21 protein-coding genes are annotated in these 22,279 nt (G+C 68.5%); 12 read left to right on the forward strand and 9 right to left on the reverse strand.

Annotated elements, in window-relative coordinates:
* The first annotated feature begins 2 nt into the window (after window positions 1-2).
* Both OG241_RS18830 and OG241_RS18835 read left to right on the forward strand, forming a co-directional pair.
* A complete protein-coding gene (locus tag OG241_RS18830) occupies window positions 3-917 on the forward strand; it encodes an ABC transporter ATP-binding protein (RefSeq protein ID WP_405816675.1) in 915 nt (304 codons plus the stop codon).
* Window positions 914-1,762, forward strand: a complete 849-nt coding sequence (locus tag OG241_RS18835; protein WP_405816677.1) for an ABC transporter permease — start codon at window positions 914-916, stop codon at window positions 1,760-1,762. Before OG241_RS18830 ends, OG241_RS18835 begins: the two co-directional genes overlap by 4 nt.
* 70 nt (window positions 1,763-1,832) lie before the next feature.
* Here the strand turns inward: OG241_RS18835 and OG241_RS18840 are convergent, their stop codons facing one another.
* Window positions 1,833-2,999: an abortive phage infection protein gene (locus OG241_RS18840; RefSeq protein WP_405816678.1), complete on the reverse strand. Its 1,167-nt coding sequence runs from the start codon at window positions 2,997-2,999 to the stop codon at window positions 1,833-1,835.
* A 109-nt stretch (window positions 3,000-3,108) separates the two neighbouring features.
* Here OG241_RS18840 and bla point away from each other — a divergent pair, with 109 nt between their 5' ends.
* On the forward strand, window positions 3,109-4,059 hold the full coding sequence (bla, locus tag OG241_RS18845) for a class A beta-lactamase (RefSeq protein WP_405816680.1): 951 nt from the start codon (window positions 3,109-3,111) through the stop codon (window positions 4,057-4,059).
* A 37-nt stretch (window positions 4,060-4,096) separates the two neighbouring features.
* On the opposite strand, the gene OG241_RS18850 is transcribed toward bla, so the two are convergent.
* The 6 genes from OG241_RS18850 to OG241_RS18875 all read right to left on the reverse strand — a co-directional run bounded on the left by OG241_RS18850 (window position 4,097) and on the right by OG241_RS18875 (window position 10,772).
* Window positions 4,097-5,062: a DUF6879 family protein gene (locus OG241_RS18850; protein ID WP_405816681.1), complete on the reverse strand. Its 966-nt coding sequence runs from the start codon at window positions 5,060-5,062 to the stop codon at window positions 4,097-4,099.
* 115 nt (window positions 5,063-5,177) lie between these two features.
* Entirely contained in the window at window positions 5,178-6,146 is a 969-nt protein-coding gene (locus OG241_RS18855; protein ID WP_405816682.1) for an SCO2521 family protein, read from the reverse strand.
* A gap of 1 nt (window position 6,147) precedes the next feature.
* Window positions 6,148-7,104 carry an SCO2522 family protein gene (locus tag OG241_RS18860; protein ID WP_405816683.1) on the reverse strand — a complete coding sequence of 319 codons (957 nt, stop codon included), beginning with the start codon at window positions 7,102-7,104 and terminating at the stop codon, window positions 6,148-6,150.
* Window positions 7,101-8,018: an SCO2523 family variant P-loop protein gene (locus tag OG241_RS18865; protein ID WP_405816684.1), complete on the reverse strand. Its 918-nt coding sequence runs from the start codon at window positions 8,016-8,018 to the stop codon at window positions 7,101-7,103. Before OG241_RS18865 ends, OG241_RS18860 begins: the two co-directional genes overlap by 4 nt.
* A gap of 3 nt (window positions 8,019-8,021) precedes the next feature.
* On the reverse strand, window positions 8,022-9,863 hold the full coding sequence (locus OG241_RS18870; RefSeq protein ID WP_405816686.1) for an SCO2524 family protein: 1,842 nt from the start codon (window positions 9,861-9,863) through the stop codon (window positions 8,022-8,024).
* Window positions 9,864-9,923: 60 nt separating this feature from the next.
* Window positions 9,924-10,772 (reverse strand): SCO2525 family SAM-dependent methyltransferase, encoded by an 849-nt coding sequence (locus tag OG241_RS18875; protein WP_405816688.1) that lies wholly within the window; start codon window positions 10,770-10,772, stop codon window positions 9,924-9,926.
* A gap of 256 nt (window positions 10,773-11,028) precedes the next feature.
* Between OG241_RS18875 and OG241_RS18880 the strand changes: the two genes are divergently transcribed.
* Window positions 11,029-11,526 (forward strand): GNAT family N-acetyltransferase, encoded by a 498-nt coding sequence (locus OG241_RS18880; protein ID WP_405816689.1) that lies wholly within the window; start codon window positions 11,029-11,031, stop codon window positions 11,524-11,526.
* Window positions 11,527-11,545: 19 nt separating this feature from the next.
* On the opposite strand, the gene OG241_RS18885 is transcribed toward OG241_RS18880, so the two are convergent.
* The gene (locus tag OG241_RS18885) at window positions 11,546-12,013 is read right to left on the reverse strand and encodes a protein-tyrosine phosphatase family protein (RefSeq protein ID WP_405816690.1); all 468 of its coding nucleotides are present in this window, start codon (window positions 12,011-12,013) and stop codon (window positions 11,546-11,548) included.
* Window positions 12,014-12,092: 79 nt separating this feature from the next.
* Here OG241_RS18885 and OG241_RS18890 point away from each other — a divergent pair, with 79 nt between their 5' ends.
* Together OG241_RS18890 and OG241_RS18895 are read left to right on the forward strand one after the other, a co-directional pair.
* On the forward strand, window positions 12,093-12,641 hold the full coding sequence (locus OG241_RS18890) for a SigE family RNA polymerase sigma factor (protein WP_405816692.1): 549 nt from the start codon (window positions 12,093-12,095) through the stop codon (window positions 12,639-12,641).
* 71 nt (window positions 12,642-12,712) lie between these two features.
* A complete protein-coding gene (locus OG241_RS18895) occupies window positions 12,713-13,663 on the forward strand; it encodes a hypothetical protein (protein WP_405816694.1) in 951 nt (316 codons plus the stop codon).
* A 114-nt stretch (window positions 13,664-13,777) separates the two neighbouring features.
* Here the strand turns inward: OG241_RS18895 and OG241_RS18900 are convergent, their stop codons facing one another.
* A complete protein-coding gene (locus OG241_RS18900; protein ID WP_405816696.1) occupies window positions 13,778-14,509 on the reverse strand; it encodes a FadR/GntR family transcriptional regulator in 732 nt (243 codons plus the stop codon).
* A gap of 266 nt (window positions 14,510-14,775) precedes the next feature.
* Between OG241_RS18900 and OG241_RS18905 the strand changes: the two genes are divergently transcribed.
* The 6 genes from OG241_RS18905 to OG241_RS18930 all read left to right on the forward strand — a co-directional run bounded on the left by OG241_RS18905 (window position 14,776) and on the right by OG241_RS18930 (window position 22,249).
* Window positions 14,776-16,422 carry an ABC transporter substrate-binding protein gene (locus OG241_RS18905; RefSeq protein WP_405816698.1) on the forward strand — a complete coding sequence of 549 codons (1,647 nt, stop codon included), beginning with the start codon at window positions 14,776-14,778 and terminating at the stop codon, window positions 16,420-16,422.
* A 58-nt stretch (window positions 16,423-16,480) separates the two neighbouring features.
* Window positions 16,481-17,440 (forward strand): ABC transporter permease, encoded by a 960-nt coding sequence (locus tag OG241_RS18910; protein ID WP_405816699.1) that lies wholly within the window; start codon window positions 16,481-16,483, stop codon window positions 17,438-17,440.
* An 8-nt stretch (window positions 17,441-17,448) separates the two neighbouring features.
* Window positions 17,449-19,431: a dipeptide/oligopeptide/nickel ABC transporter permease/ATP-binding protein gene (locus OG241_RS18915; RefSeq protein ID WP_405826295.1), complete on the forward strand. Its 1,983-nt coding sequence runs from the start codon at window positions 17,449-17,451 to the stop codon at window positions 19,429-19,431.
* Window positions 19,428-20,549: an oligopeptide/dipeptide ABC transporter ATP-binding protein gene (locus OG241_RS18920; protein WP_405816701.1), complete on the forward strand. Its 1,122-nt coding sequence runs from the start codon at window positions 19,428-19,430 to the stop codon at window positions 20,547-20,549. Before OG241_RS18915 ends, OG241_RS18920 begins: the two co-directional genes overlap by 4 nt.
* Entirely contained in the window at window positions 20,549-21,484 is a 936-nt protein-coding gene (locus tag OG241_RS18925) for a dihydrodipicolinate synthase family protein (RefSeq protein ID WP_405816702.1), read from the forward strand. Before OG241_RS18920 ends, OG241_RS18925 begins: the two co-directional genes overlap by 1 nt.
* Before the next feature lie 105 nt (window positions 21,485-21,589).
* A complete protein-coding gene (locus OG241_RS18930; protein ID WP_405816703.1) occupies window positions 21,590-22,249 on the forward strand; it encodes a Crp/Fnr family transcriptional regulator in 660 nt (219 codons plus the stop codon).
* The last annotated feature ends 30 nt before the right edge of the window (window positions 22,250-22,279 follow it).

Consider the following 22,279-nt stretch of genomic DNA (forward strand, 5'->3'; position numbering starts at 1 on the left):
CGGTGATCGAAGTCGAAGAACTCACGAAGCGTTACGGGACGACGACCGCCGTCGACCACCTCTCCTTCACCGTCCGTCCGGGGCACGTCACGGGCTTCCTCGGCCCGAACGGCGCCGGCAAGACCACGACCCTGCGCATGCTGCTGGGCCTGATCGAGCCGAGCGGCGGAACCGCCACCGTGGGCGGGGAGCCCTTCCGCCGGCATCCGCGCGGGCTGCGTCACGTCGGCGCGCTCCTCGACGCGGGCGATGTGCACGGCGGACGCACAGCGCGGGCCCATCTGGCGTCCCTCGCACGCGGCAACCGCATCCCACGGGGGCGGGTCGAGGAGGTTCTGGAGGAGGTGGGACTGGCTGGTTCGGCGGCCCGGCGCCGGGTCGGCGGCTACTCGCTGGGCATGCGACAACGCCTCGGCATCGCCACCGCCCTGCTCGGCGACCCGTCGGTCCTGCTGTTCGACGAACCCCTCAACGGCCTTGATCCGGAAGGCGTGTTGTGGGTGCGCCGACTGTTCCGGCGCCTCGCCTCGGAAGGGCGCACCGTCTTCGTCTCCAGCCACCTCATGTCCGAGATGGAGCACACCGCCGACGAGTTGGTGGTGATCGGCCGAGGTCGCCTGATCGCCGCCGAGCCCCTGAAGACGTTCGCGGCACGCGGCACCCGCACATCCGTGCACGTCCGGACACCCGACCCCGGGGCACTGGAGAAGGTGCTCGTCGCGGAGGGCGCCGAGGTGACGTCGTACGGCGAACAGGGCCTCGCCGTGTCGGGGGTCGGCCCTGAACTCATCGGCGACCTGGCTCTGCGCCACCGCCTGCCGATCCACGAACTGACCCCGCAGAACGCCTCCTTGGAGGCCGCCTTCATGGAACTGACCGCCGAAAGCGCCGAGTTCCTGGCCGGAGACCACCGATGAACCGGAGCACCATGTCGATGACGACCAGGGCGGACGCCCGTTTCAGGGACCTGCTCGGCGCCGAGTGGATCAAACTCTGGTCGCTGCGCTCGACCTACTGGGCACTCGGCGCCAGCGCCCTCGCCATCATCGCCTTCAACGCCAACTCGGCCCGCGTCCACTTCGCCAACTATGAGCGCATGACGCCCGTGATGCGGGATGCCAATGCCGATCTGGCCCTGCGGGACGCCTTCACCTCGGGCTCCGCGATGGTCCTCATCCTAGCGGCGGCGAGCATCGGCGCGATCACGCTCGTCGGCGAGTACGGGACGGGCCTGATCCGTACGACGTTCGCGGCGGTGCCGGCCCGCCGTGCACTGGTGACGGCGAAACTGACGGTCGTGACGGCGGTCATGACGGTGTACGGAGCGTTCGTCGCCGGGGCCTCGTTCGCGGCGACGCAGGCCATCCTGTCCGGCCGGAACGCGGACGTGCCCCTCTCGTACCCGGGCGCCTGGCGGGTGGTCGTCGCATCGGCCCTGCTGGCTCCGGTCTGCGCGCTGGCCGGTATGTGCCTGGGCGCGGTGATCCGGCACAGCGCGACGACGATGGTGGCCATCACCGGCCTGCTGCTGCTCCTGCCCGCCTTCATCACCGACCGCTACCGCTGGGCGGCCGCCGTCCGTGACGTGCTGCCGTTCAACGCGTGGGCCCGCCTGGTGGACATGTCGTACGGGCACAACGCGCACATCATCTATCCCCGCTTCTATCCGGAGACCGTGACGGGCAGTTGGGTGGCTTTCGGGGCGTGGGCGGTGGTCGCGGGGATCGTGGCGGTGGTGGTCGTGGACCGGCGGGACGTCTGACGAGCGGATTCCGCCCCATCGGTTGCCCTGCCCGTCGACTCCGCCGGGAGGCGCCTGCCGGGATCTCCTCCTACCGGCAGGCATACCGTCGGGCGAGCGCGTGGAACGCCTCCTTGGGCTCCCAGTGCCAGGGCGAACTGGGGTCGCCCGGACGGTCCTTGACGGCCTTCTCGATGCCGTAGCTCGCCATGTCGATGTCGTAGAGGGGGTTGTCGGGGCGGTGTTCGGCGTCGGCGGTTCCGAACTCGAAGGCCATGGCCGCGTACAGCCCCATGGACTCGAAGGCGCCCAACAGGTCGGTCAGATAGGCGGCTTGGGTGCGCTCGCTGCGTACGAGGTCGCCCTTGATCTCCGGCGGGACCTTGCCGTAGTCGACGACGTTCCATCCCATACCGCCCGCCTGGGGCGCCCCCTCGTACGTACAGGTGCCGAACTCGGTGATGGCCAGCGGCTTGCCCCAGCGCAGGTACCTCCTCAACTCACGTACGTAGTCGCGCCGGTTGGGGAAGTAGGAGTAGTAGTCGATGCCTACGACGTCGAAGAGGTTCCAGTCGACCTTGTCGTCCTGGCCGGCGGCGTAACTCAGCCGACCATGGAAGACCGACCGCCCGACGGCCGCCGCCTTGGCGGTGAACCGGTCGAGCCGGCGCTGCATCTTCTCCCAGTCCACAGTGCCGTTGAGCAGGTTCTCGATCCGCTCCATGACGGTCTCTCCGGGGACGATGCCCGGCACGAACAGCCAGAACTCGCAGCCCACGCTGAACTCGACACTCGCCCCCTGCCGTCGCAACCGCTCCGCGTGCCGCCCGGTCTCCGCGAGGTGTTCGAGGATGTCCCGTTCCGGCACGTCCCCGAGGGTGGGTTGCAGCCAGACGTGCATGCCGCGTTCGGCGACCTCGGCGGCGGTCGCGTTCAGCCGCTCGACCCCGTCGCCGGTGACCTCGACGGTGTCGGCGTGCAGATCCCTGCGGATCGTGCGGATGTCGGCGCGCATACGGGCGGGACTGAAGCCGGTGGCGGGGGTCTCGCCGTCGACGAGGGTGTAGACGACACCGTGACGGGTCAGGCCACCACCCCGGCCGCGACGGCTGGTTGCCGTGCCGGGCAACTCCGCCGCCCGCGCTCCGGCCGCCGGAAGCAACGCTCCGGTGAGCCCAACAGCCGCGCTACCGGCCAGAAACCGCGCCCGGCTGATTCCGCTGCCCCCGCTGACCTCTGTGCTCCTGGTCTTCTCCATGCCCTCACTGTGTCGAGCCCGGGAAGAACCCGCCGTCCCCCGAAGGTCTACGGCACCGCAACCAAGGTATGAGAAGGGCACGTCGATCACTACATGGGTCGATCACTACATGGATGGATCGTCATCCGAACCCGACCGAAGGAGAACCGAGATCTTGGGCCCCGCGAACTCCCGGCCGACGCGCCGCACCCTCCTCACCGCCGGCGCCGCGACCGCCACAGCCGTGCTGACTTCGGCCGCACCCTCGCACGCCTCGGCCACCGGCCACCACCCCGACATCACCGCCCGACTGCGGGCCCTTGAGGTCCAACACGGCGCCCGAGTAGGCGTGTTCGCGCACAACCTGGGCACGAGGCAGACGATCCGCCACCGCGCCGACGAACGCTTCCCGGTCTGCTCGCTGTTCAAGACCCTCGCGGCGGCAGCCGTACTGCGCGACCTGGACCTCGGCGGCGAAGTCCTGTCAAAGCGCGTGCACTACACGGCCGATGACCTGGTCGACGGCTCGGCAGAGACCGAGAAGCACCTCGCCGAGGGCATGACGGTGGCCGAACTCGCCGACGTGGCCATCCGGTTCAGCGACAACACGGCCGGCAACCTGCTCCTGCGCGAACTGGGCGGCCCCACCGCGATCACCCGCTTCGCCCGCTCCGTCGGCGACCGGGCAACCCGCCTCGACCGCTGGGAGACCGAGCTCAACTCGGCGGAACCGTGGCGCCACACGGACACGACGACGCCGTACGCCATCGGCCGGACGTACGCCCGGCTGGTCCTCGGCGACGTGCTGAACCGTCCGGACCGTGAACTCCTCACCCACTGGCTGCTGACCAACACGACCAGCGGCAACCGTTTCCGCCTGATCCTGCCCCCGACCTGGACGATCGCCGACAAGACGGGCGCCGGCGCCTACGGCACCAACAACAACGTGGGCATTGCCTGGACCCAGAACGGCACCCCACTCGTCCTCGCCGTCCAGACGACGAAGCCCGCCCAGGACGCGGCCGCCGACCATCCGTTGGTCGCGGAGACGGCGGCTGTGCTGGCGGACGCGCTGGGCTGAGGACCGTACAGCTCGCAGCCCTCAGCCCGGTGGGTTCCTAGGCGCTCGAGCCGGACCCTGAGGCGCTGGGGGCCGTGCCGGGCGGGCTGACCGGTTCCGTGGCGTCCCAGATGACGTCGAACCGGTTGACCCGCTCCTCTATGTGCTCCTTGTCGGTCTTGAGGGTGGTCTCGGCCGGCTTCTGGTCCATGTCCGGCGTCGTTTCGTAGCAGAGTTCACCGTCGAAGACGATGAAGTCGTTCGTCATACGGAGCCGGGCACTGGGCGCCAGCGACTCCCGGACGGCGATGCGCGTCTCGATCCCCAGGGCCCGGTGGCTCTCACAGAGATGTTCCAGTTCCTCGGTGACCTCCGCCTGGGTCCGTACGAGGAACAGCCGCCGCACCGTCACGTTCCGGTGCCGGTGCGCGTCCTCCTGCGCCTTCAGATAGCGGGTCGCTGCCTCGCTGTACCAGAACTGCCGGTCGACGTCCGTGCTGGTGGCGTAGATCGACGTCCCTACACAGGTGGTGAGGTCGATCAGCCAGTCGTTGTTCTCGCCCATACAGGTCACGCTGCCGGAACTGAGGCTCTCCATCTGGGTGGCGAGACGGCCGATCTCCTCCTGCGAGAAGGTCTTCACCAGTTGGGACTCCTGGTGCCCCAACTGCGTGTAGGCGCGCGCCAGTCGGGTTACCCCGTCGGAGCGGAGCACCGAACGGTCCACCTGGCTGAAGAGTTCGGTCGCCTCGTTGATCCCCGCGAAGCTCTTCTCGACCGCGGCCCGCAGTTCTCCGTGGTGCGCGGAGAGGCTCTGCTCCATCGAGTTGAGCCGCTCCTCGAAGTCCACCAGGTACTGGACGATCAGGGCCGCGCTGCCGATGAGGAAGGTCACGGTCAGCTTCCAGAGTTCGTCCGCGTTCCGGTTGAGCACGTTGGTGAGTACGTAGGTGCTCGCGGACACCAGGGCCGTGATCAGGGTCTTGCGCAGCATCTTGGAGTTGCGCTCCTGTCGCCCTGCCACGGCCTGTAACTGTGCCTGTTGCGCCTGCTGTGCTTGCTGGGCCTGCTGTGCTAGTCGTGCCTGCTGTGCTCCGTTCACCTCAACCTCCCCCGTCGGGTGTTCCAATGTGTCAGCGTCAGCTCATGGCCAACGCCTTGTGCAGTAACGGAATTGCCTGGACAGCAAGTTGATCGCGGATGCGCTGGACCAGGGTCTGCCACTGGCGGGTGAAACCCGGCTCCTGTTCGAGTACGTCCCACAGGTGGCCGAGGTCCCGATCCACTCGCGCGCGCGGCATCCACACGTGCAGCAGATGATCGACGGCGGGACGGAGCGCGAGGATCGCCTCCGGCCCGTCCACCGGTCCGGTCCGGCTGCGGTCGAGCATGCGGACCACGGTCGTGAGCAGCCAGTCGTGCAGCGCGAAGTCCTCGCAGAGTCCTGCTACCGCGGCCGCCTCCGTACCGTCCGGCACCCGCAACCGCACGGTCCGCAGGCCCTCTTCGGACACCACGAAGCTCTCGATCGACGCCCCCGCGCCGCCCGGAGCCCGCAGTGCCGCCCAACGCAGGTGTGTTCGCCGGGACTTGAAAGGAGCCTTCTGGTCGAGCAGCGGGTGCCTCAGCAGTTGGGCGAGCAGGCTCTCGGCGATCATCCCAAGGTCCAGGGCGCCACGCTGACTGTCTCTCAGAACTCCTTCCACGACGGCCTGTTCAGGCAGTTTTCCGAAGGGCTCGAGCACGCCGGGCCGTACGAGGTAGTGCCCCCACGGCCGGCGTACGTCGGGTCCCGTGGCCGGGATCCGGAAATAGGCCGTGGCCTGCAGGACCCGGCCCTCGGTGAGCGCGGCGCGGGTGGCCACCGTACCGACGGCCCGGACCCTGGCACCGTTGGCGGTGGGCAGCGGGCAGTCGACGCCGGTCAGCACGTCCGGTGAGAGCGCGTACAGGTTGGGTCGCTCGGAGACGAGGACGCGTTCGTCGGCGCGCAGCCGGAGCAGTTGGGCGGCGGTGCGGCTGTCCAGGGCCTGGAAGGCGGGCAGCAGACAGGTGCGCACCTCGCCGCAGGCGAGGACGGGGGTCGCGGTCTCCGTACGGGGCCGCATGTCAGGGCTCCTCGTAGAAGACGTACGTGACACGCTGGGCGACCGCCTCCGGCACCGGCGTGCCCTCACGGGCGGAGCGCTCGTCGGCCTGGGCCAGGGCGCCGGCGTCCACCTCGACCTGGTCGAGGATGAGCCGGACGGCGTCCTCGACTGGCAGGAACCGGTTGCCCACCAGCGTGCAGGTGCGGTACGCGCTGAACGGCGGCGCGGAGTCGGTGAGTTGGAGCAGCGGCGGCAGTTCGTCCCAGTCGTGGGGGAAGCCTCCGGTGGGCCGGGTGCGCGGGACCAGCACGGGTTCCCCGCCGTGGCGCAGCAGCCCGAGGCGGGCCAGCTGCCAGACGGCGGCGAGGAACGGGCAGGACCACAGGCGCCCGCCGTTCCGCTCCGACCACAACTCGACGTCCATGAAGACGGAGTGGACACGGGCCGCGGTCTCGTGCGGCGGCTGCCACTCGGTGACTTCGGCCATGGCGGTGCGCGAGCCGGGGGAGCGATGTCCGTTGGCGAGCCAGCCGGTGTCACCGACCGGCGGGCGGGAGCCGTAGGTGCCCGGCGGCGGGGACTCGACGAGGCGGTGCATCACGGACTCGGCCAGCTCGACCTTGTCGGCGACGGCGCAGCCCGACTCGCGGGCCAGGTAGTCGATGGCGAGTCCGGCCCGGTCGGCCTCGGCGAGGACCTGCGGGATCAGTTCGGCGGGGGTGGAGAAGCGGGTGAAGTAGTCGTCGATGAGGAAACAGGTGCTGATCCGGGGCCGTCTGCCGCCCAGCCGCCGAGCCGCGGACGCTTTGGCGGCGTCCACCCAGATCCGTACCTCCGCGAAGTGCTCACGCAGCCGCTCGGGGCCGGACGCGAAGTCCTCCATGTACAAGTGGCCCAGTTCCAGGGAGAGATGGGACAGCGGTAGGGACTGGGTACGGGGTTCGGCCGCGGTCTCGCGGAACACCGGGCCGGTCACGGCTGCCCCCAGTACTTGTCGTCGGTGAGCCGGCCGGCGAGGTCGCTCATCGCCTGCCAGGTCTCCATGTTGGCGATCTGGCTGTCGAGGACGTCCTCGTCGGTGATGAGCTGCTCGCGCCACTGCAGGACGGGCTCCAGCGGTACGGAGCCCAGCACTTGCGTGTATCCGATACCGCGGTTGGAGGCGAGCGACTGGAGGTCGGCGTCGCACTCGCGCATCCACGCCGACTGGGTGGGCGCCACCTGCGACCACAGGGACGACTCCGGGTCGGGTACGGCGGCCCGTACGAAGCGGATGGCGCCGCGCAGCGCCTCTTCCGTGTGGCCACGGGCGATACCTCCGGCCATGATGCCGCGCGGGCCGAAGACCAGTCCGGCGGCGGCCATCACATGCTGGCGGGTCCAGCGGTGGAAGACCAGCCAGCGGGCCTCTATGCCGCGTAACTGCGGTTCCGCGGTGGCTTTGAGGGCCATTTCGACGGCGTAGCTACGGCCGGCGCTCAGGTCGACGATGATCAGGTCGAACTCGCTGTTGAGCCGCAGCAGCAGGTCGACGCAGCGGCGCAGGTTCTCGCCGGTGGTGGAGAACTCGCCGCCGCCCAGGTCACCGGGCATGAGCACGAGGCGGCCCGAGCCGGGCGGCCGGTTGGTCAGCACCCGGTGTTCGGTCTCCGCCCAGACGTCGACGCGTGCGGGTTCACCGACGTCGCCCTCCAGATAGGAGTGCAGGCCCCGGTTCCCCGCCTCGCGCTGCGCTGTGTCGACGTCGAAGACGGCGGCTGCGGTGGGTGAGCCGAAGTCGAAGTCCAGGTAGCAGACGTCGTCACCGGCGATCGCCCGGTGGTAGGCGAGGTTGGCGCTGGTGACCGAGCGGCCCGTGCCTCCCTTGTCGGAGGCGGCGAAGATGAGCATGCTTCACGCCCCCTGGGTCGCCGCGTCGCGGGCCCGGGCGAGGGCGTCGAGCTGTCCGAGCACGTCGAGGGTCAACGCGCAGGCGGTGCCGGGCTGTTCGTCGATGAGCTGCCGGGCGCGGCGCAGTTTGACCTCGATGCCCTTGAGGTCCATGCCACGCCTGCCGTCTGCGGCGGGCGCCGGCTCCATCTGTTCGTTGCCCAGCAGATGGGTCGACTCGCTGAGCAACGCCCGTGCCAGGACACCGAGTTCGGCGCTGCGAATCGGCGGCTGCCGGTACAACTGGTGGGCGCTGACCAGGCATTCGGTGACGCGCTCGGTGACGCTCCAGGACACCGGGCGGTCGGAGGCGGGCGATCCGGGATAGACGGCATGCACGTTGTCCCAGAGGTCGACGCCGTCGCCGTCGCCGATCCGGCGCTTCCACATGTGCCCGAAGATGTCCTCGGCCAGCCGCAGCAGCCGGTCGTGCGAGACGAGGTTGCGGGAGAGCGCGCACAACTGAATGGTCCGCTTGAGGAGTTGAGCGGAGAAGTCGTTCATCCGCCACTGCATGGGCGGCCCTATGCGTTCACTGCCCTGGAGCGGCAGGATGATTCCCGGGTTGTGCAGTTCAACGGCCTTGTCGGTACCGGTCATCCGGCTGGTGATGCGCCCGCGCTCTGCGAGCCGCTCCATGATGCCGACCGTGCGGGTCAGATCGTCGTCGGTGGCACGGCGGCGGACCAGGTCGTGTACGAGGATGGCGGCGACGGAGAGCGAGAAGTACTCGGACTCCAGCTTCTGCCCTGTCGTACGCCAGGGGATGTCCTCCAGGGGCCAGTTGTCGGCGTCGAAGCGGGCGATGGCAGACCAGTACTGCTGGGTGATCTCCCAGCGCAGTCGTAACGCCTCGGCGAGCTTCTGCTGTTCGGCGTTGAGCAGGCCCAGGGTCAGGGTGCGGTCGGAGAAGAGGTCCGCGATGCCGTCGAGGGCGACGACGGTGAAATAGAGGTAGGGCACGGCGTTGGCCACCCCGGCCGGCTGGGGACCGATCTCTTCCTCGGTCTCGACCTCGGGCGCGTCCTTGACGAGGCTCCAGGCCCAGCCGCACTCGAAGAGCTGGTTCTGGTCCGCGAGGCCTTCCTCGACGTCGACACCGAGGACGAGGCTCTCGCTGACGATGGCGCGCAGGGCCTCGAAGCGGCGCTGGAACTTCTGCAGGACCATCCGCTGGGACAGCCGCCCCTGGCCGAGGAGTTCGGAGAGCGTTCGGCCCTGCGAGGAGTCCATGTCGAAGACGTTGACGGTGAACGAACGCAGCAGACTCACCATGGCCGCCGTCAGCCTGACACTGGTGGCCGTCCGAAGTTCCTGGATGAGTTCCAGCACCTCGGTGCGGCGCGTCTTCGTCTCGTAGATCTTGAGGAAGCCGAGGGTGGCGAGGCAGAGGGTGACCGACATCGAGTAGCTGTCCACCACGCCGAGTTCACGCTGTTCGGGAGTGAGGTCCTGGGCGCTGTCGCGGGAGTGGAAGTAGTAACCGCCCGCGAAGGTCGGTCTCTTGTCGTCCCCGGTGTGGTTGCGCATGAACTCGGCCGTCGCCGTCAGCATGTTCACCGGGATCTCCAGCCGGCCTCCGGCCTTCCGGAGCGCCTTCTGGACGTCGTCCTGTGTCGTGTCCGGGTCGTCGATCCGGAACGCCGGAATCTCGGTGGCCGGGTAGAGCAGACACAGCAGCCGTTCGGCATCGGCCACACTGCTCTGCCCACCCCACTTGCCCCAGGCCCAGCCGTCACTGTCGAACGAGTACCGGCCAACCGCCTGCCAGACATCCAGCAGATGCTGGCGTGGCTTGATCTGCATGCCCCTGCCCCTCACCAGGCCGCGCTGCCATGTTTTGTTGGGAGTTACTACAGGCCGTGCTCAGGTACGGCTACCTGCCTGGAATCCAGGAATATCGTCTTCCGAATTTCGGCAGCCATAGGCAACGATCATGCCCGAATATCCGGCCCGCACTTTTACCGGAGTCTTGAGGCGCTCGACCCGGAGTGTGCCACTCTTACCGGCGAACGGTTCCAGACTTTCCAGCACCTCAGACCTGCCCACGTCGTACGCGGGGAAGAACGCATCACCCACGTGATACCCCTCAGAATGTTCCATGAACGCCGCGAAGAAAGGAGCTCCGGGCGCGAGCGCACGCATGAAGCACGCCACGCCGCGCTGGAACTCCTCCTCCGAGGTGGTCATCGACTCGGCGACGAAGAACATGGTCCCGATCGACCAGGAGTCCCGCTTCTCGCCAAGCTGTTCACCGAGGTCGGAGGCGAGGATGTTGCCGGGCGCGACCCGGACGACCTCGCGGAACCTCTCCCTCGGGTCCCCCTTGAACTCGCCGTATTCCGAGTTCTTGCACAGCGCTTCCCAGAACTGGTCCCAGTTCCCGTCGTACGACTTCGCCTTCAGCTGTCTTCTCAGATAGGTCAGGTTCCGGGGCGAGCGCTCGAAGAGAGTGATCTCCTTGCACCACGGCAGCATGGCGAGCGCGGGGTAGAGGTTCGCACCCGCTCCCACGTCGATGCCGATCACCGGATCGGCATGCTCACGGAAGTAGCCACCGAAGTGATCACGCATGATCGAGATGATCTCGGCGTCCGCGGGCTGCAACTCGTGGTAGTTGCCGGCGACGTAGGCATCCGAGTCAAATTCTGACCAAGGAGCCTGCTCATTGAGCACCACTGGCTCGTCTTTTTCGCCCGGCGTTCCCAAGTCCATGGTTCACGCTATCAACATCACGGGCACTACGGATCCCCTCTGACAGAACGTGAACGACCCTCGATATAACTGTGACCTTACGTTGGACCTGAATGCGCCTTGAGCGACCGGATCAGATCGCGTAATGCTGGTCGGAATCCATCGATCACCTGCCGAACGTAGGCGAAACGCAGGCGAACCGCAGAGAACGCACCGTCCCACCCGTACCACCCGTACGGGTGTCAACGTGTCTTTACTTCGCGCCACAGGGGGAAGCATGAGCACTCTTCCGGCAGATGATTTCCGGACACCCACCGCGAACGGATCGTCGCTCATCCGCCAGGTCGAGGAGACCGACCTGCCCGAACTGGTCCGGCTGGACGAGGAGGCGTTCCCCGAAGGCCCGTACCCCTTCTTCACGCTCCGCCAGCTCTTCGACCTGTACCCCGACCACATGCTCGTCCTCGACGGCGGCGAGAACGGCCTGCACGGTTACGTCCTGGTCGGCATGCCGCGGGACGCCCACCGCTGCTGGATACTGAGCCTCGGAGTCACCCGAGACCGGCGCGGGCGCGGGTACGGCCGGCAGCTGATGGCGGCCGTGCTGCGCCAGCTGCGCGACGACGCCGTGCGCGAGGTGCTGTTAACGGTCGAGCCGAGCAACATCACCGCGATAGAGCTGTACAAGTCACTCGGCTTCGCGGCTGAATCCGCCCCACGCAAGGACTATTTCGGGCCGAATGCCGACCGCCTCGTCATGACGCTGCATCTGTGAGACGCCCCTGTCGGCCACCTCACCCGAACCGCCGCACGTACCGCCGCTGCCAGGGCGTCTCCACCGCATGCCGGTCGTAGTGGGCGCGCACGAACGCCACCGCCTCCCCCGCCGGCACCCCGTCCAGCACCGCGAGACACGCGAGCGCCGTCCCCGTACGCCCCCGCCCGCCACCGCAGGCGACCTCCACCCGCTCGTCCGCCGCCCGCTCCCACGCCTCGACCAGGGCCGCGCGGGCGTCCGCGTGATCCTTCGGGAGCCGGAAGTCGGGCCACCGCAGCCAGCGGAACTCCCAGGAAACCGCTGGGGGTTGGCTGCCGAGGAGGTAGAGGGCGTACGAGGGGACCGGCGCCGTCGGATCGAGAGGGTGGCGCAGGCCGCGCCCTCTGACCAGGCGGCCGGACGGCAGCCTCAGGACACCCGCGTCTCCCTCACCCCATCCCCCGTCGGCCCGCTCCCCCATCCTCACGTCTCCCTGCTCGCCCATCCGTACATTCGAACGCAGGCCAGGAACCCGGGCAACCGATTCCGGTGAAACGGTGGTCTGGTGGGCGAGGGGGTACTCGATGCAGGCCGAACAAGAGGCCCAGTTCCATGAATTCGTCAGAGCGCGGTGGTCCCACCTGGTGCGCACCGCGTATCTGCTGACCGGCGACGCCCATCACGCCGAGGATCTGACGCAGACGGCGCTGGCGAAGGCGTACCGCTCCTGGCGGCGGGTCTCGCGCACCGACAGTCCGGAGGCGTACGTCCGCCGGATGCTGGTCACTTGCAACAGTGACCGGTTCCGCAAGCGGCGCGTACGCGAGGCTCTGACCGACGCCCCGCCCGACGTGGTGGGCCGCGACGAGGCCGTCTCGTGGGCCGACGAACGCAGCGCCCTGCTTGGTGCTCTCGCCCAACTTCCGCCGAAGCAACGGGCGGTGGTGGTCCTGCGCTACTGGGAGGACCTGTCCGAGGGCGAGGTCGCCGACACCCTCGGCTGCTCCCAGGGCACGGTCAAGAGCCAGGCGTCCAAGGGGCTGGCGAAGTTGCGTACATATCCGGGGCTGGCACAGGTCGTGGGCCGCCCCGAGCAAAGTCACGCGTCACCCGCGCGGGAAGGCGTCCGGTGAACGAGAAACAGCTGCCGGAGCAGCCGGAACAGCCTGAGCGGGCGGAACGGTCACGAGAAGCAGGACAGCACGTGGGAAACGAACAGGGGAAGGACTTCGAGGCACAGGTGCGCGAGATGATGGCGGAGGACGCCTACACCATCCGGCCCTCGTCGGCGCCGTATCCGGCGATCCGCCGCAAGGGCCTGATCGAGCGGCGCCGGCGGGTGGCGGCGGCCGGCGCGGTCCTGGTCGCGCTGGCCGCGGCGCCTGTGGGTGCGTACGCGCTGAACGGGAACGGCGGCAGCGACGACACCGTCAACACGGCTGCACCACTGCCCTCGACCAGCTCCTCGCAGGGGGCAGCACCAACCCCCGTACAGTCCAAGCCCGTTGCACCGACCGGACCGGCCGGACCGGCGACGCCGGGGCAACTCCTCGACGGGATCACGCTGGCGCAGGCGTCGGACGGCCTGGAGAAGTGCCTCGCGGACAACCGTGAGAGCGAGAAGACCCTGCCCCCCAAGATGCGGGGGAGCGATCTGGGCGACGCCGCCGACTACCGGATCATCCTGGCCATGAACAGCACGGGCGACTCCAACGCCGTCGGCGACGGCTACTTCGTCGTCGCCGTCAAGCAGCAGAGGAAGCAGCCGCAACTGGTCCGGTTGGTCTGCAACATCAAGGACGGCAAGGCGAGTGGCCTCAACAGCAGTTCCGGCGGCCTGAAGTTCGACAACGGCGGCCCGGTCATGCCCGACGACAACGGCAAGCTCGACCGGCAGTCGTTCATGGACAAGGGCAACTGGAAGCTACCCTTCCGCTGGGGCTCCATCGGCCGGGTCGAGTCCAACGTGACCCGCGTGACCGTCTCCTACGGCGGCAGCACCAGCGAGGCCGCCCTGGACCACGGCTGGTTCGTCGCCTCCGGCACCCTCAACCAGCAGGTCACCCTCGCTCCGCACGTCAAGGGCTACGACAACACGGGCAAGGTCGTCTACGACTCGGACGACGACGCGGGGTACGAGAAGACGCTCCCGTAGGCCGAAACCACAGCCGCAGCCGCAGCCGCAGCCACTGAGAGACGGGGCGGCGGGGCGGCGGGGCGACGGGGAAGTGACCGGGGGCGCCGCACAGGGGTCGGCGCCCCCGGTCACTCACCCCACGCCCCGTGACTCCTGCGCCGCCCGCGCCTCGATCCCCCGGAAGTGGACGGCCAGCGCACGCTGCGCGCCCTCGACGTCGTGGGCGCGCAGCGCCGTCACGATGTCCCGGTGCCTACGGGCCGTCAGCTCCGGCTCGGGGTCGTCGTGCCAGCCCCGGGCGCCCGAGACGCGGCGGAACACCGTCCAGAAGGCGCCGAGCAGCTGCGGCACGAGGGCGTTGCCGAGGGGGCCGTACAGCGCCTCGTGGAAATCGCGGTCGAGCTCGGGAAAGCGCCGGCCCGCGCGTCCCGCCTCCTCCATCCGGGTGACAACCGACTCCAGCCGGGTCAACTCCGCGTCGGACAGCACGGCCGCGACCCGCCGGATGAGCCCGTCCTCCAGCACCTCTCTGACCTGGAGGATCTCGGCGAGCGCGGCTCCGTCCCCGTCGTGCCGGGCGAGCGTACGGAACGTCAGTCCGTCAACCAGCGGCGTCAACGACGCCTGTCCGACGTATGTGCCGTAGCCGTGCCTGATCTCCACGATGTCGAGGGCCTGGAGCGCCTTGAGGGCCTCCCGGACGGAGTTGCGGCTGACGCCGAGGGCCCGCATCAGTTCGACCTCGGTGGGCAGCGGTGCGCCCGCCCGGAGTTTGCGGTCGAGGATCAGCTGCATGACCTCGCGCTGGACCTGGCCGCTCACCCGCCGCTCGGGCCGGCGTCGCTTCCCGGACTCCTGAGACATGCGGCGCATCGTACGCTCGCCGGACATCCCACGTCCCACCTCCAGGCATATCAGAATCCAACTGCCGTGAATTCAACGAACCCTGACGACACCTGACGACAGGCTGGTCGAATTTCATATCGTCATTGGTCGCACCTCTGGCAGATACGCCATTCGTGTGCGATCTCTTGACCGGCCCCACCGCCCCTCTTATGGTCGCGCTGCCCCCTATGACGTAGGACGTCGTATCTCCTCACCTTTTCGGACCCCACCCCGCTGGAGGAATCGTGCGCGACGTGACCCGCGACGTAACCGCCGCTGTATCGACCGCCCCGCACCGCCGGTCGTTTCTGAAGTACACCGGCGCGCTGGGTGCCGCCGCCGCCATTTCCTCCTCGCTGTCGGCCTGCTCGTCCGGGCCCGAGTCCACCAATGACACCGGGGGCGGCGGCGGAGGCGCGAACAGCACGCTCACGGCCGTGATCGGCTACGGCAACGACGGCAGCTGGGACCCCACACAGACGGCCTCCGCCTTCTCCATGGCGGCCAACAACCACATCTACGAGGGCCTGCTCGACACCGACCCGATCTCCCGCGAGCCGTACGCCGCGCTCGCCACAGCGGTCCCCGGCGATCTCAGCAGTACCTCGTGGAAGTTCTCGTTGCGGGCCGGGGCGACCTTCCACGACGGAAAGCCGGTCACCGCCGACGACGTGGTCTTCGTATTCGATCGAATCCTCGATCCGAACACGCAGACACTCGCCAAGGGGTTTTTCGCCAGTTGGCTGAAAGAAGTGAAAAAAGTCGACGCGCAGAATGTCGAGCTGGTGCTGAAGTTCCCCTTCCCCGAAGGGGTTTCCCGGCTCACCCTGGCGAAGATCATGCCTAAGCACGTCTTCTCGCTGCCGGGCGGCTGGGACGACGCGATCAAGGGAAAGGCGATCGGCTCGGGGCCGTACCGACAGACCGCGCACCACCCGAAGTCGAACACGACGTTCGAGGCGTTCGCCGCCTACAACGGGCCGCGCAAAGCCGCGTTCAAGAAGATGAACTGGATGACGATAGTGGATGCCGCGCCCCGCGTCGCCAAGATCTCGGGGTCCAGTGCCGGCGCGCAGATCGCCGACAACATCCCGTACGCGAACATCCAGCAGCTCAAGAGCGGAGGGATGGACGTCCAGGGCGGGGCGGGGATGAACAACCTGTTCCTGATGTTCAACACCAAGCGCAAGCCCTTCGACGACGTACGGGTCCGCCAGGCGCTGCACTACGCCATCGACACGGAGAAGATGGTCGAAGTGGCTCTCAAGGGCCACGGCAAGCCGTCCTCGTCCTTCCTCAACGAAGGCAACCCCAGCTACCGGCCCGCGAAGACGGTCTACGACTACGACCCGGAGAAGGCGAAGGCGCTCCTGAAGGAGGCCGGGGTCAGCGGGCTGAAGATCGAGATCCTCTCGGTGAACGTCAGCTGGATCGTCGACTGCCTGCCCACCATCAAGGCGTCCTGGGACGCGATCGGCGTCGACACGACCCTGAACCCGCAGGAAACCACCGCGGTGTTCACGAAGATGGACCAGAAGCAGGACTACCAGGTCGTGTCGGCGGCCTCGAACCCCAACCAGTTCGGCCTCGACGCGGACCTGATCATGCACTACAACTACGGGCCGCAGAACCTCTGGATGGGCTACGCCCGTTGGGCCGACAACTCCGTGGCCAAGCAGCTCTTCAAGGACATGGACCAGGCGACACAGGAGCCCGACCCGGACAAGAAGAAGGCGATGATCCAGGACTACATCGACATCGTCGCCGAGGAGGCCGTGCTCTACCCGGTCGTCCACAACGAGCTGATGACGGCCTGGGACCCGAAGAAGCTCACCGGCATAAGGGCACAGCCGTACCCGGGCATCAACCTCCTCCAGGCCAAGTGGGTCTAGGCGTGGGTCTGGTCGCCACCAAACAGCCCTAGCCGTACGGGAGTTCGGGAGTACGTACGTGGTCGCCATCGCCAGGATCCTGGCCCGCAGGATCATCCTGCTCATCCCGCTGATGCTCGGCATCGTGATGTTCGTGTTCCTCGTCATGCGGTTCTCGGACGTCGACCCGGCCTCCGCGTTCTTCCAGGGCGCCAACCCGACCCCGCAGCAACTGCACGACTTCCGCGAACAGAACGGCCTGCTCGATCCGTTCGTCGTCCGCTACTTCCACTTCATCGGCGACCTGCTCCACGGCGACATGGGCATCAGCGCGCTGACCCGCGCGCCGGTGCTCGACCAGATCGCCACCGCGCTGCCGCTCACCCTCCAACTCACCTTCCTGGGCCTGGCCATCGCGGTGGTCCTGTCCCTGCTGGGCGGCGTCACCGCGGCCATCTACCGGGACCGTCTCCCCGACCAGATCATCCGCGTCGTGTCGCTGACGGGTGTCGCGGCGCCGGGCTTCTGGCTGGCGCTGCTGATGATCCAGTACCTGGCCGTCGACCTGGGCTGGTTCCCGACCGGCGGCTACATCAACCCGGCCGACTCCTTCACCGGCTGGCTGAAGACGATGACGCTCCCGGCCCTCGCACTCTCCCTCCCGGTCGCGGCGCAGCTCACGCGCATCGTCCGTACGGCGGTGGTCGAGGAGCTGGACAAGGACTACGTCCGTACGGCGATCGGCAGCGGCCTGCCACCGAGAGTGGTGGTGGGCCGCAACGTGCTGCGCAACGCGCTCATCAACCCGCTCACGGTGCTCGGCCTGCGCGTCGGTTACCTGCTCGGCGGCGCGGTCGTGATCGAGACGATCTTCTCGCTCCCCGGCATGGGCAAGCTGATGATCGACGCCGTGAAGAACGGCGACCCGGCGGTCGTCCAGGGAGTGGTCCTGACGACGGCGACCGGCTTCGTGGTCGTGAACCTGGTCATCGACATCCTCTACCTCCTGGTCAACCCGCGACTGAGGGATGCGGCCTGATGTTCATGATGTTCGAACGGGGGCGCCTGGCCGCCCTCCTGTCCCGCCCGGGCATCCGCCTGCGCGGGTGGCGCCGGCTCCCGGTCCTCTCCCGGATCGCGGTCTGCTTCCTGGCGCTGGTGGTGTTCGTGGCCGTCTTCGCCCCCCTCGTCTCCCCCCACGACCCCCTGGACCAACAGCCCCTGATCGGCGGCACGGGAGCCCCCTCCGCCGAGCACTGGATGGGCCAGGACAGCCTGGGCCGCGACATCATGAGCCGGCTGATGTACGGAGCCCGCTGGTCGCTGATGATCGGCCTGGGCGCCACCGCACTCGCCCTCACCGTCGGCGCGCTGATCGGCGCGGTCGCGGCGACCTCGCGCAAGGCGCTCGACGAGACGCTCATGCGCTGCCTGGACGTCGTGATGGCGTTCCCGGGCATCGCGCTGGCCGCCGTACTCGTAGCGGTCTTCGGCGGCGGCATCACCGTCCTGATCTGCGCGATCGCCTTCCTGTTCACCCCGCCGGTGGCGCGGGTGGTGCGGGCGAACGTCCTGGACCAGTACGGCGAGGACTACGTGACGGCGGAACGGGTGATCGGCGCCCGCACGCCCCACATCGTCCTTCGCCACGTCGCGATCAACTGCGCGGCGCCTGTGCTGGTGTTCTGCACGGTGCAGGTGGCGGAGGCGATCGTCTTCGAGGCGTCGCTGTCGTTCATCGGCGCGGGCGTACGACCGCCGGACCCGTCCTGGGGAAGCGTCATCGCGGACGGCAAGAACATGGTCCTGACGGGCGGTTGGTGGGCGACGGTGTTCCCCGGCCTGCTGATGCTGATCACGGTCCTCTCCCTGAACGTCCTCTCCGAGGGCGTGTCGGACGCCTGGGCGGCACCGGCCGCGCGGGACGTGGAGGTACGGGAGGACGAGGACCGTCTGGAGGCGCCCGAGCCGGGGACGGGCGAGGTGCTGGCCCTGCCGGGCCTGACGGAGGCGGCCGAGCGCCTGCGGGCGAGGGCTCGCCCGGTCCCCACGGGCCTACCGGTCCTGGCGGTCGAGAACCTGACGATCGGCTTCGCCGCGCGCCACTCGGGCGTGAACATCGTCGACGGCATCAGCTTCGAGGTTCACCCGGGCGAAGTCCTGGGCCTGGTGGGCGAGTCGGGCTGCGGCAAGTCGCTCACGGCACTGACGGTGATGGGCCTGGAACCGAAGGGCGCCCGGGTGACCGGCCAAGTCCGCTTCCACCAGCGGAACCTGCTCACGGAACCGATGCGCGTACGCCGCAGGCTGCTGGGCCACGAGATGGCGATGATCTACCAGGACGCACTGTCGTCCCTGAACCCGGCGATGACGATCCGCTCGCAGCTGAAGCAGGTGGTACGCCGCGGAGGCCACCGCACACCGGAGGAACTCCTGGGCCTGGTGGGCCTGGACCCGGACCGCACCCTGCGCAGCTACCCGCACGAACTGTCGGGCGGCCAGCGCCAACGCGTCCTCATCGCCATGGCCCTGTCCCGTGACCCGAAACTGATCGTCGCGGACGAGCCGACGACGGCCCTGGACGTCACGGTCCAGGCCCAGATCATCGAACTCCTCCTCCGCCTGCGCGAGGAGCTGGACTTCGCCCTGATCCTGGTGTCACACGACCTGGCGTTGGTGGCGGCCGTGACGGACCGCGTGGTGGTGATGTACGGCGGGCAGATCGTCGAGACGGGAGTCACGGCGGACCTGGTCGGCGCCCCGTCCCACCACTACACCCGAGGCCTGCTGGGCAGCGTGCTGTCCCTGGAGTCGGCGGCGAGCCGCATGACCCAGATCAAGGGCACCGTCCCCTCCCCCGCCGACTTCCCCAAGGGCTGCCGCTTCGCGGACCGTTGCCCGATGGCGGCGGAGGTGTGCCGTTCGACGGCCCCCGATCTCCTGGGCGCCGCAACCCACTTGGCGGCCTGCCACCACCCGGCGATCGACCTGACGACGCCGGAGCCGACGGGAAGCGAGATCGCGAAGTGAGCAGTACCTCAACTCCCGTGCCGGGCCCGATCGTCGAACTGTCCGACACACACGTGGTGCACAAGGCCCGCAGCGGCGGTCTGTTCACCCGTGACCGCGTGTACGCCCTGACAGCCGCCGACTTCACGGTGGCGCCCGGTGAGACGGTGGGCGTGGTGGGCGAGTCGGGCTGCGGCAAGTCGACGCTGGCGAAGGTGCTGGTGGGCGTACAGCCACCGACGTCGGGCCAAGTGTCGTTCCGTGGCGACGACTTGTGGACTATGAAGCCGGCGGAGCGTCGGTCGGCCATCGGCACGGGCACCGGCATGATCTTCCAGGACCCGTCGACGGCCCTCAACCGTCGCCTCACGATCCGCCAGATTCTCCGCGACCCACTGGACGTGCACCGGCGCGGCACGACAAAGGAACGGGAGGAACGGGTAAGGGAGTTGATGTCCCTGGTGGGCCTCCCACGAGCCCTGGCGGACGGCCTGCCGGGCCAGTTGTCGGGCGGCCAGCGCCAACGAGTCGCGATTGCCCGGGCGTTGGCCCTTGACCCCGACCTGGTGGTGGCGGACGAGCCGACCAGCGCCCTGGACGTCTCGGTCCGCGCCCAGATCCTGAACCTCCTCCTGGACCTCAAGGAGCGCCTGAACCTGGCCCTGGTCTTCGTCTCGCACGACATCCAGACGGTACGGCGGATGAGCGACCGGGTGATCACGATGTACCTGGGCCGGATCGTGGAGGAGTCCCCGGCGGACGAGGTGACGGACAGGGCGCGTCACCCGTACACCCGGGCGCTGTTCTCGGCGACGCCGGGCCTGCTGGACCCGATCGACCCGATCCCGTTGGTCGGCCCGGTCCCGTCGGCGACGCGTCCACCCTCCGGCTGCCCGTTCCGCACCCGCTGCTGGAAGGCGACCGAGGTGTGCGCGGAGGTGATGCCGGAGTTCACGGCCGCGTCAATGCCGGGTCAACGTTTCCGCTGCCATCACCCTGTGGAGGAGGGCCGGGCGACGCGGGACCTGGTCGCCCAGGCGTCCACTGCCGCGCCCGAGATGCCCTCCGACCTGCAAAAACCCCCCGCAACGGCCGCACCCGCACCACCGCACACCCCGAAAGACCCCAGGGAGCCCTGATGACCTTCCCCACCCCGCTGACCGGTGTCGTCCCTCCCGTCTGCACTCCGCTGACACCGGACCGCGGGGTGGACGTACGCTCGCTCGTCAGGCTGGTCGACCACCTGGTGGAGGCGGGCGTGGACGGCCTGTTCGTGCTCGGTTCGTCGTCGGAGGCGGCGTATCTGACGGACGACCAGCGCAGGCTGGTGGTGGAGACGGTGGTGGGCCACGTAGCCGGCCAGCTACCTGTCCTGGCGGGCGCGATCGACATGACGACCCCGCGGGTCCTGGACCACGTACGGTCGGTCTCGGCGGCGGGCGCGGACGCGGTCGTGGTCACGGCCCCCTTCTACACCCGCACCCACCCCTCGGAGATCGCCCGCCACTTCCGCCTCGTGTCCTCGGGCAGCCCGGTCCCGGTGGTCGCGTACGACCTCCCGGCCTCCGTCCACAGCAAGCTGCCCCCCGGCCTGGTCCTGGAACTGGCGGCGGACGGCGTCCTGGCAGGCCTGAAGGACTCCAGCGGCGACCTCGCGTCGTTCCGGTCGGTGGTGACGGGGGCGCGGGAACACCCCGGGATCAGCGGGTTCAGCGTCCTGACGGGAAGCGAACTGCTGGTCGACTCGGCACTGGCCCTGGGCGCGGACGGCGCGGTACCCGGCCTCGCGAACGTCGACCCGGCCGGCTACGTACGGCTGGACCGTTTCTGCCGCGCGGGCGACTGGGGGCGGGCCCGAGCCGAGCAGGAACGGTTGTGCGTGCTGTTCGGGATGGTGGCGGCGGGGGATCCGATGCGAATGGGGGGCAGTTCGGCGGGGCTGGGGGCGTTCAAGGCGGCGCTGTACCTGCGGGGCGTGATCGACTGCCCAGTCACGGCCGATCCGCAGATCCCGCTGTCGGAGGACGAGGTGGAGCGGGTGGGGAAGTTCTTGGCGGGGGCGGGGTTGCTGTAGGGGGATAGACAAGCGACGCTTCCGGTGAGGATCGCCGCTCGCCTCGACTTCCGATCACGCTGAGCATTTCAGCACGTTTCTCTGCGTAGAACTACACTCAGCTACATGCAGAGCGACGTGATGGCCGCAATGACGGCGGAGCAGCGGCAGGAGTTGGAGGCTCTGGGAACCCGGGTGCGGTTCCCCTCCAACCACGTGATCTTCTGGGAGGGACAGCCGTCGCGTTCCGTCCTGATCATTCACGAAGGGAACGTTGCGGTGATGCAGACGGCACCAGACGACTCGGAGGTGCTACTCGCTGTCCGCGGTCCCGGCGAGTTGATGGGCGACGAGGGCGCCTTGATGGGGGAGCCGAGGTCAGCCACTGTCAGGGCCGTGAGCGATGTCGCAGGCCTGGACGTCACGGCAGAAGACCTCTTGGGATTCATTGACCGTAATCACCTGTGGCCGCAAATTTACCGAAGCGCGATCCACCGTCGGCGCGAGTCGGACGATGAGCGAGCCTCGCTCGCTCGCCTCACGATCACCCGCCGTTTTGCCCGCATGCTGCTCGACCTGGCCCAGGAGACCGGCAAAGAAGTCGACGGCCACTGGGAGATCGACTTGGCGCTGTCCCAGCAGGAGCTGGGCAGCCGAGTCGGCGCCTCTCGGGAAGCAGCCGCCCTCGCTCTGCGCAAGTTGCGTGAACAAGGACTGGTCGCGACAGGTCGGCAGAGGTTGACCGTGTTGAACCTGGAGGGACTGCGCATTCTTGCATCTGAGTAGCAGTAGACTCTCGCTCTCTTATGCGTATTA

The sequence above is a fragment of the Streptomyces sp. NBC_01390 genome (assembly GCF_045040105.1).
GTDB lineage: Bacteria > Actinomycetota > Actinomycetes > Streptomycetales > Streptomycetaceae > Streptomyces.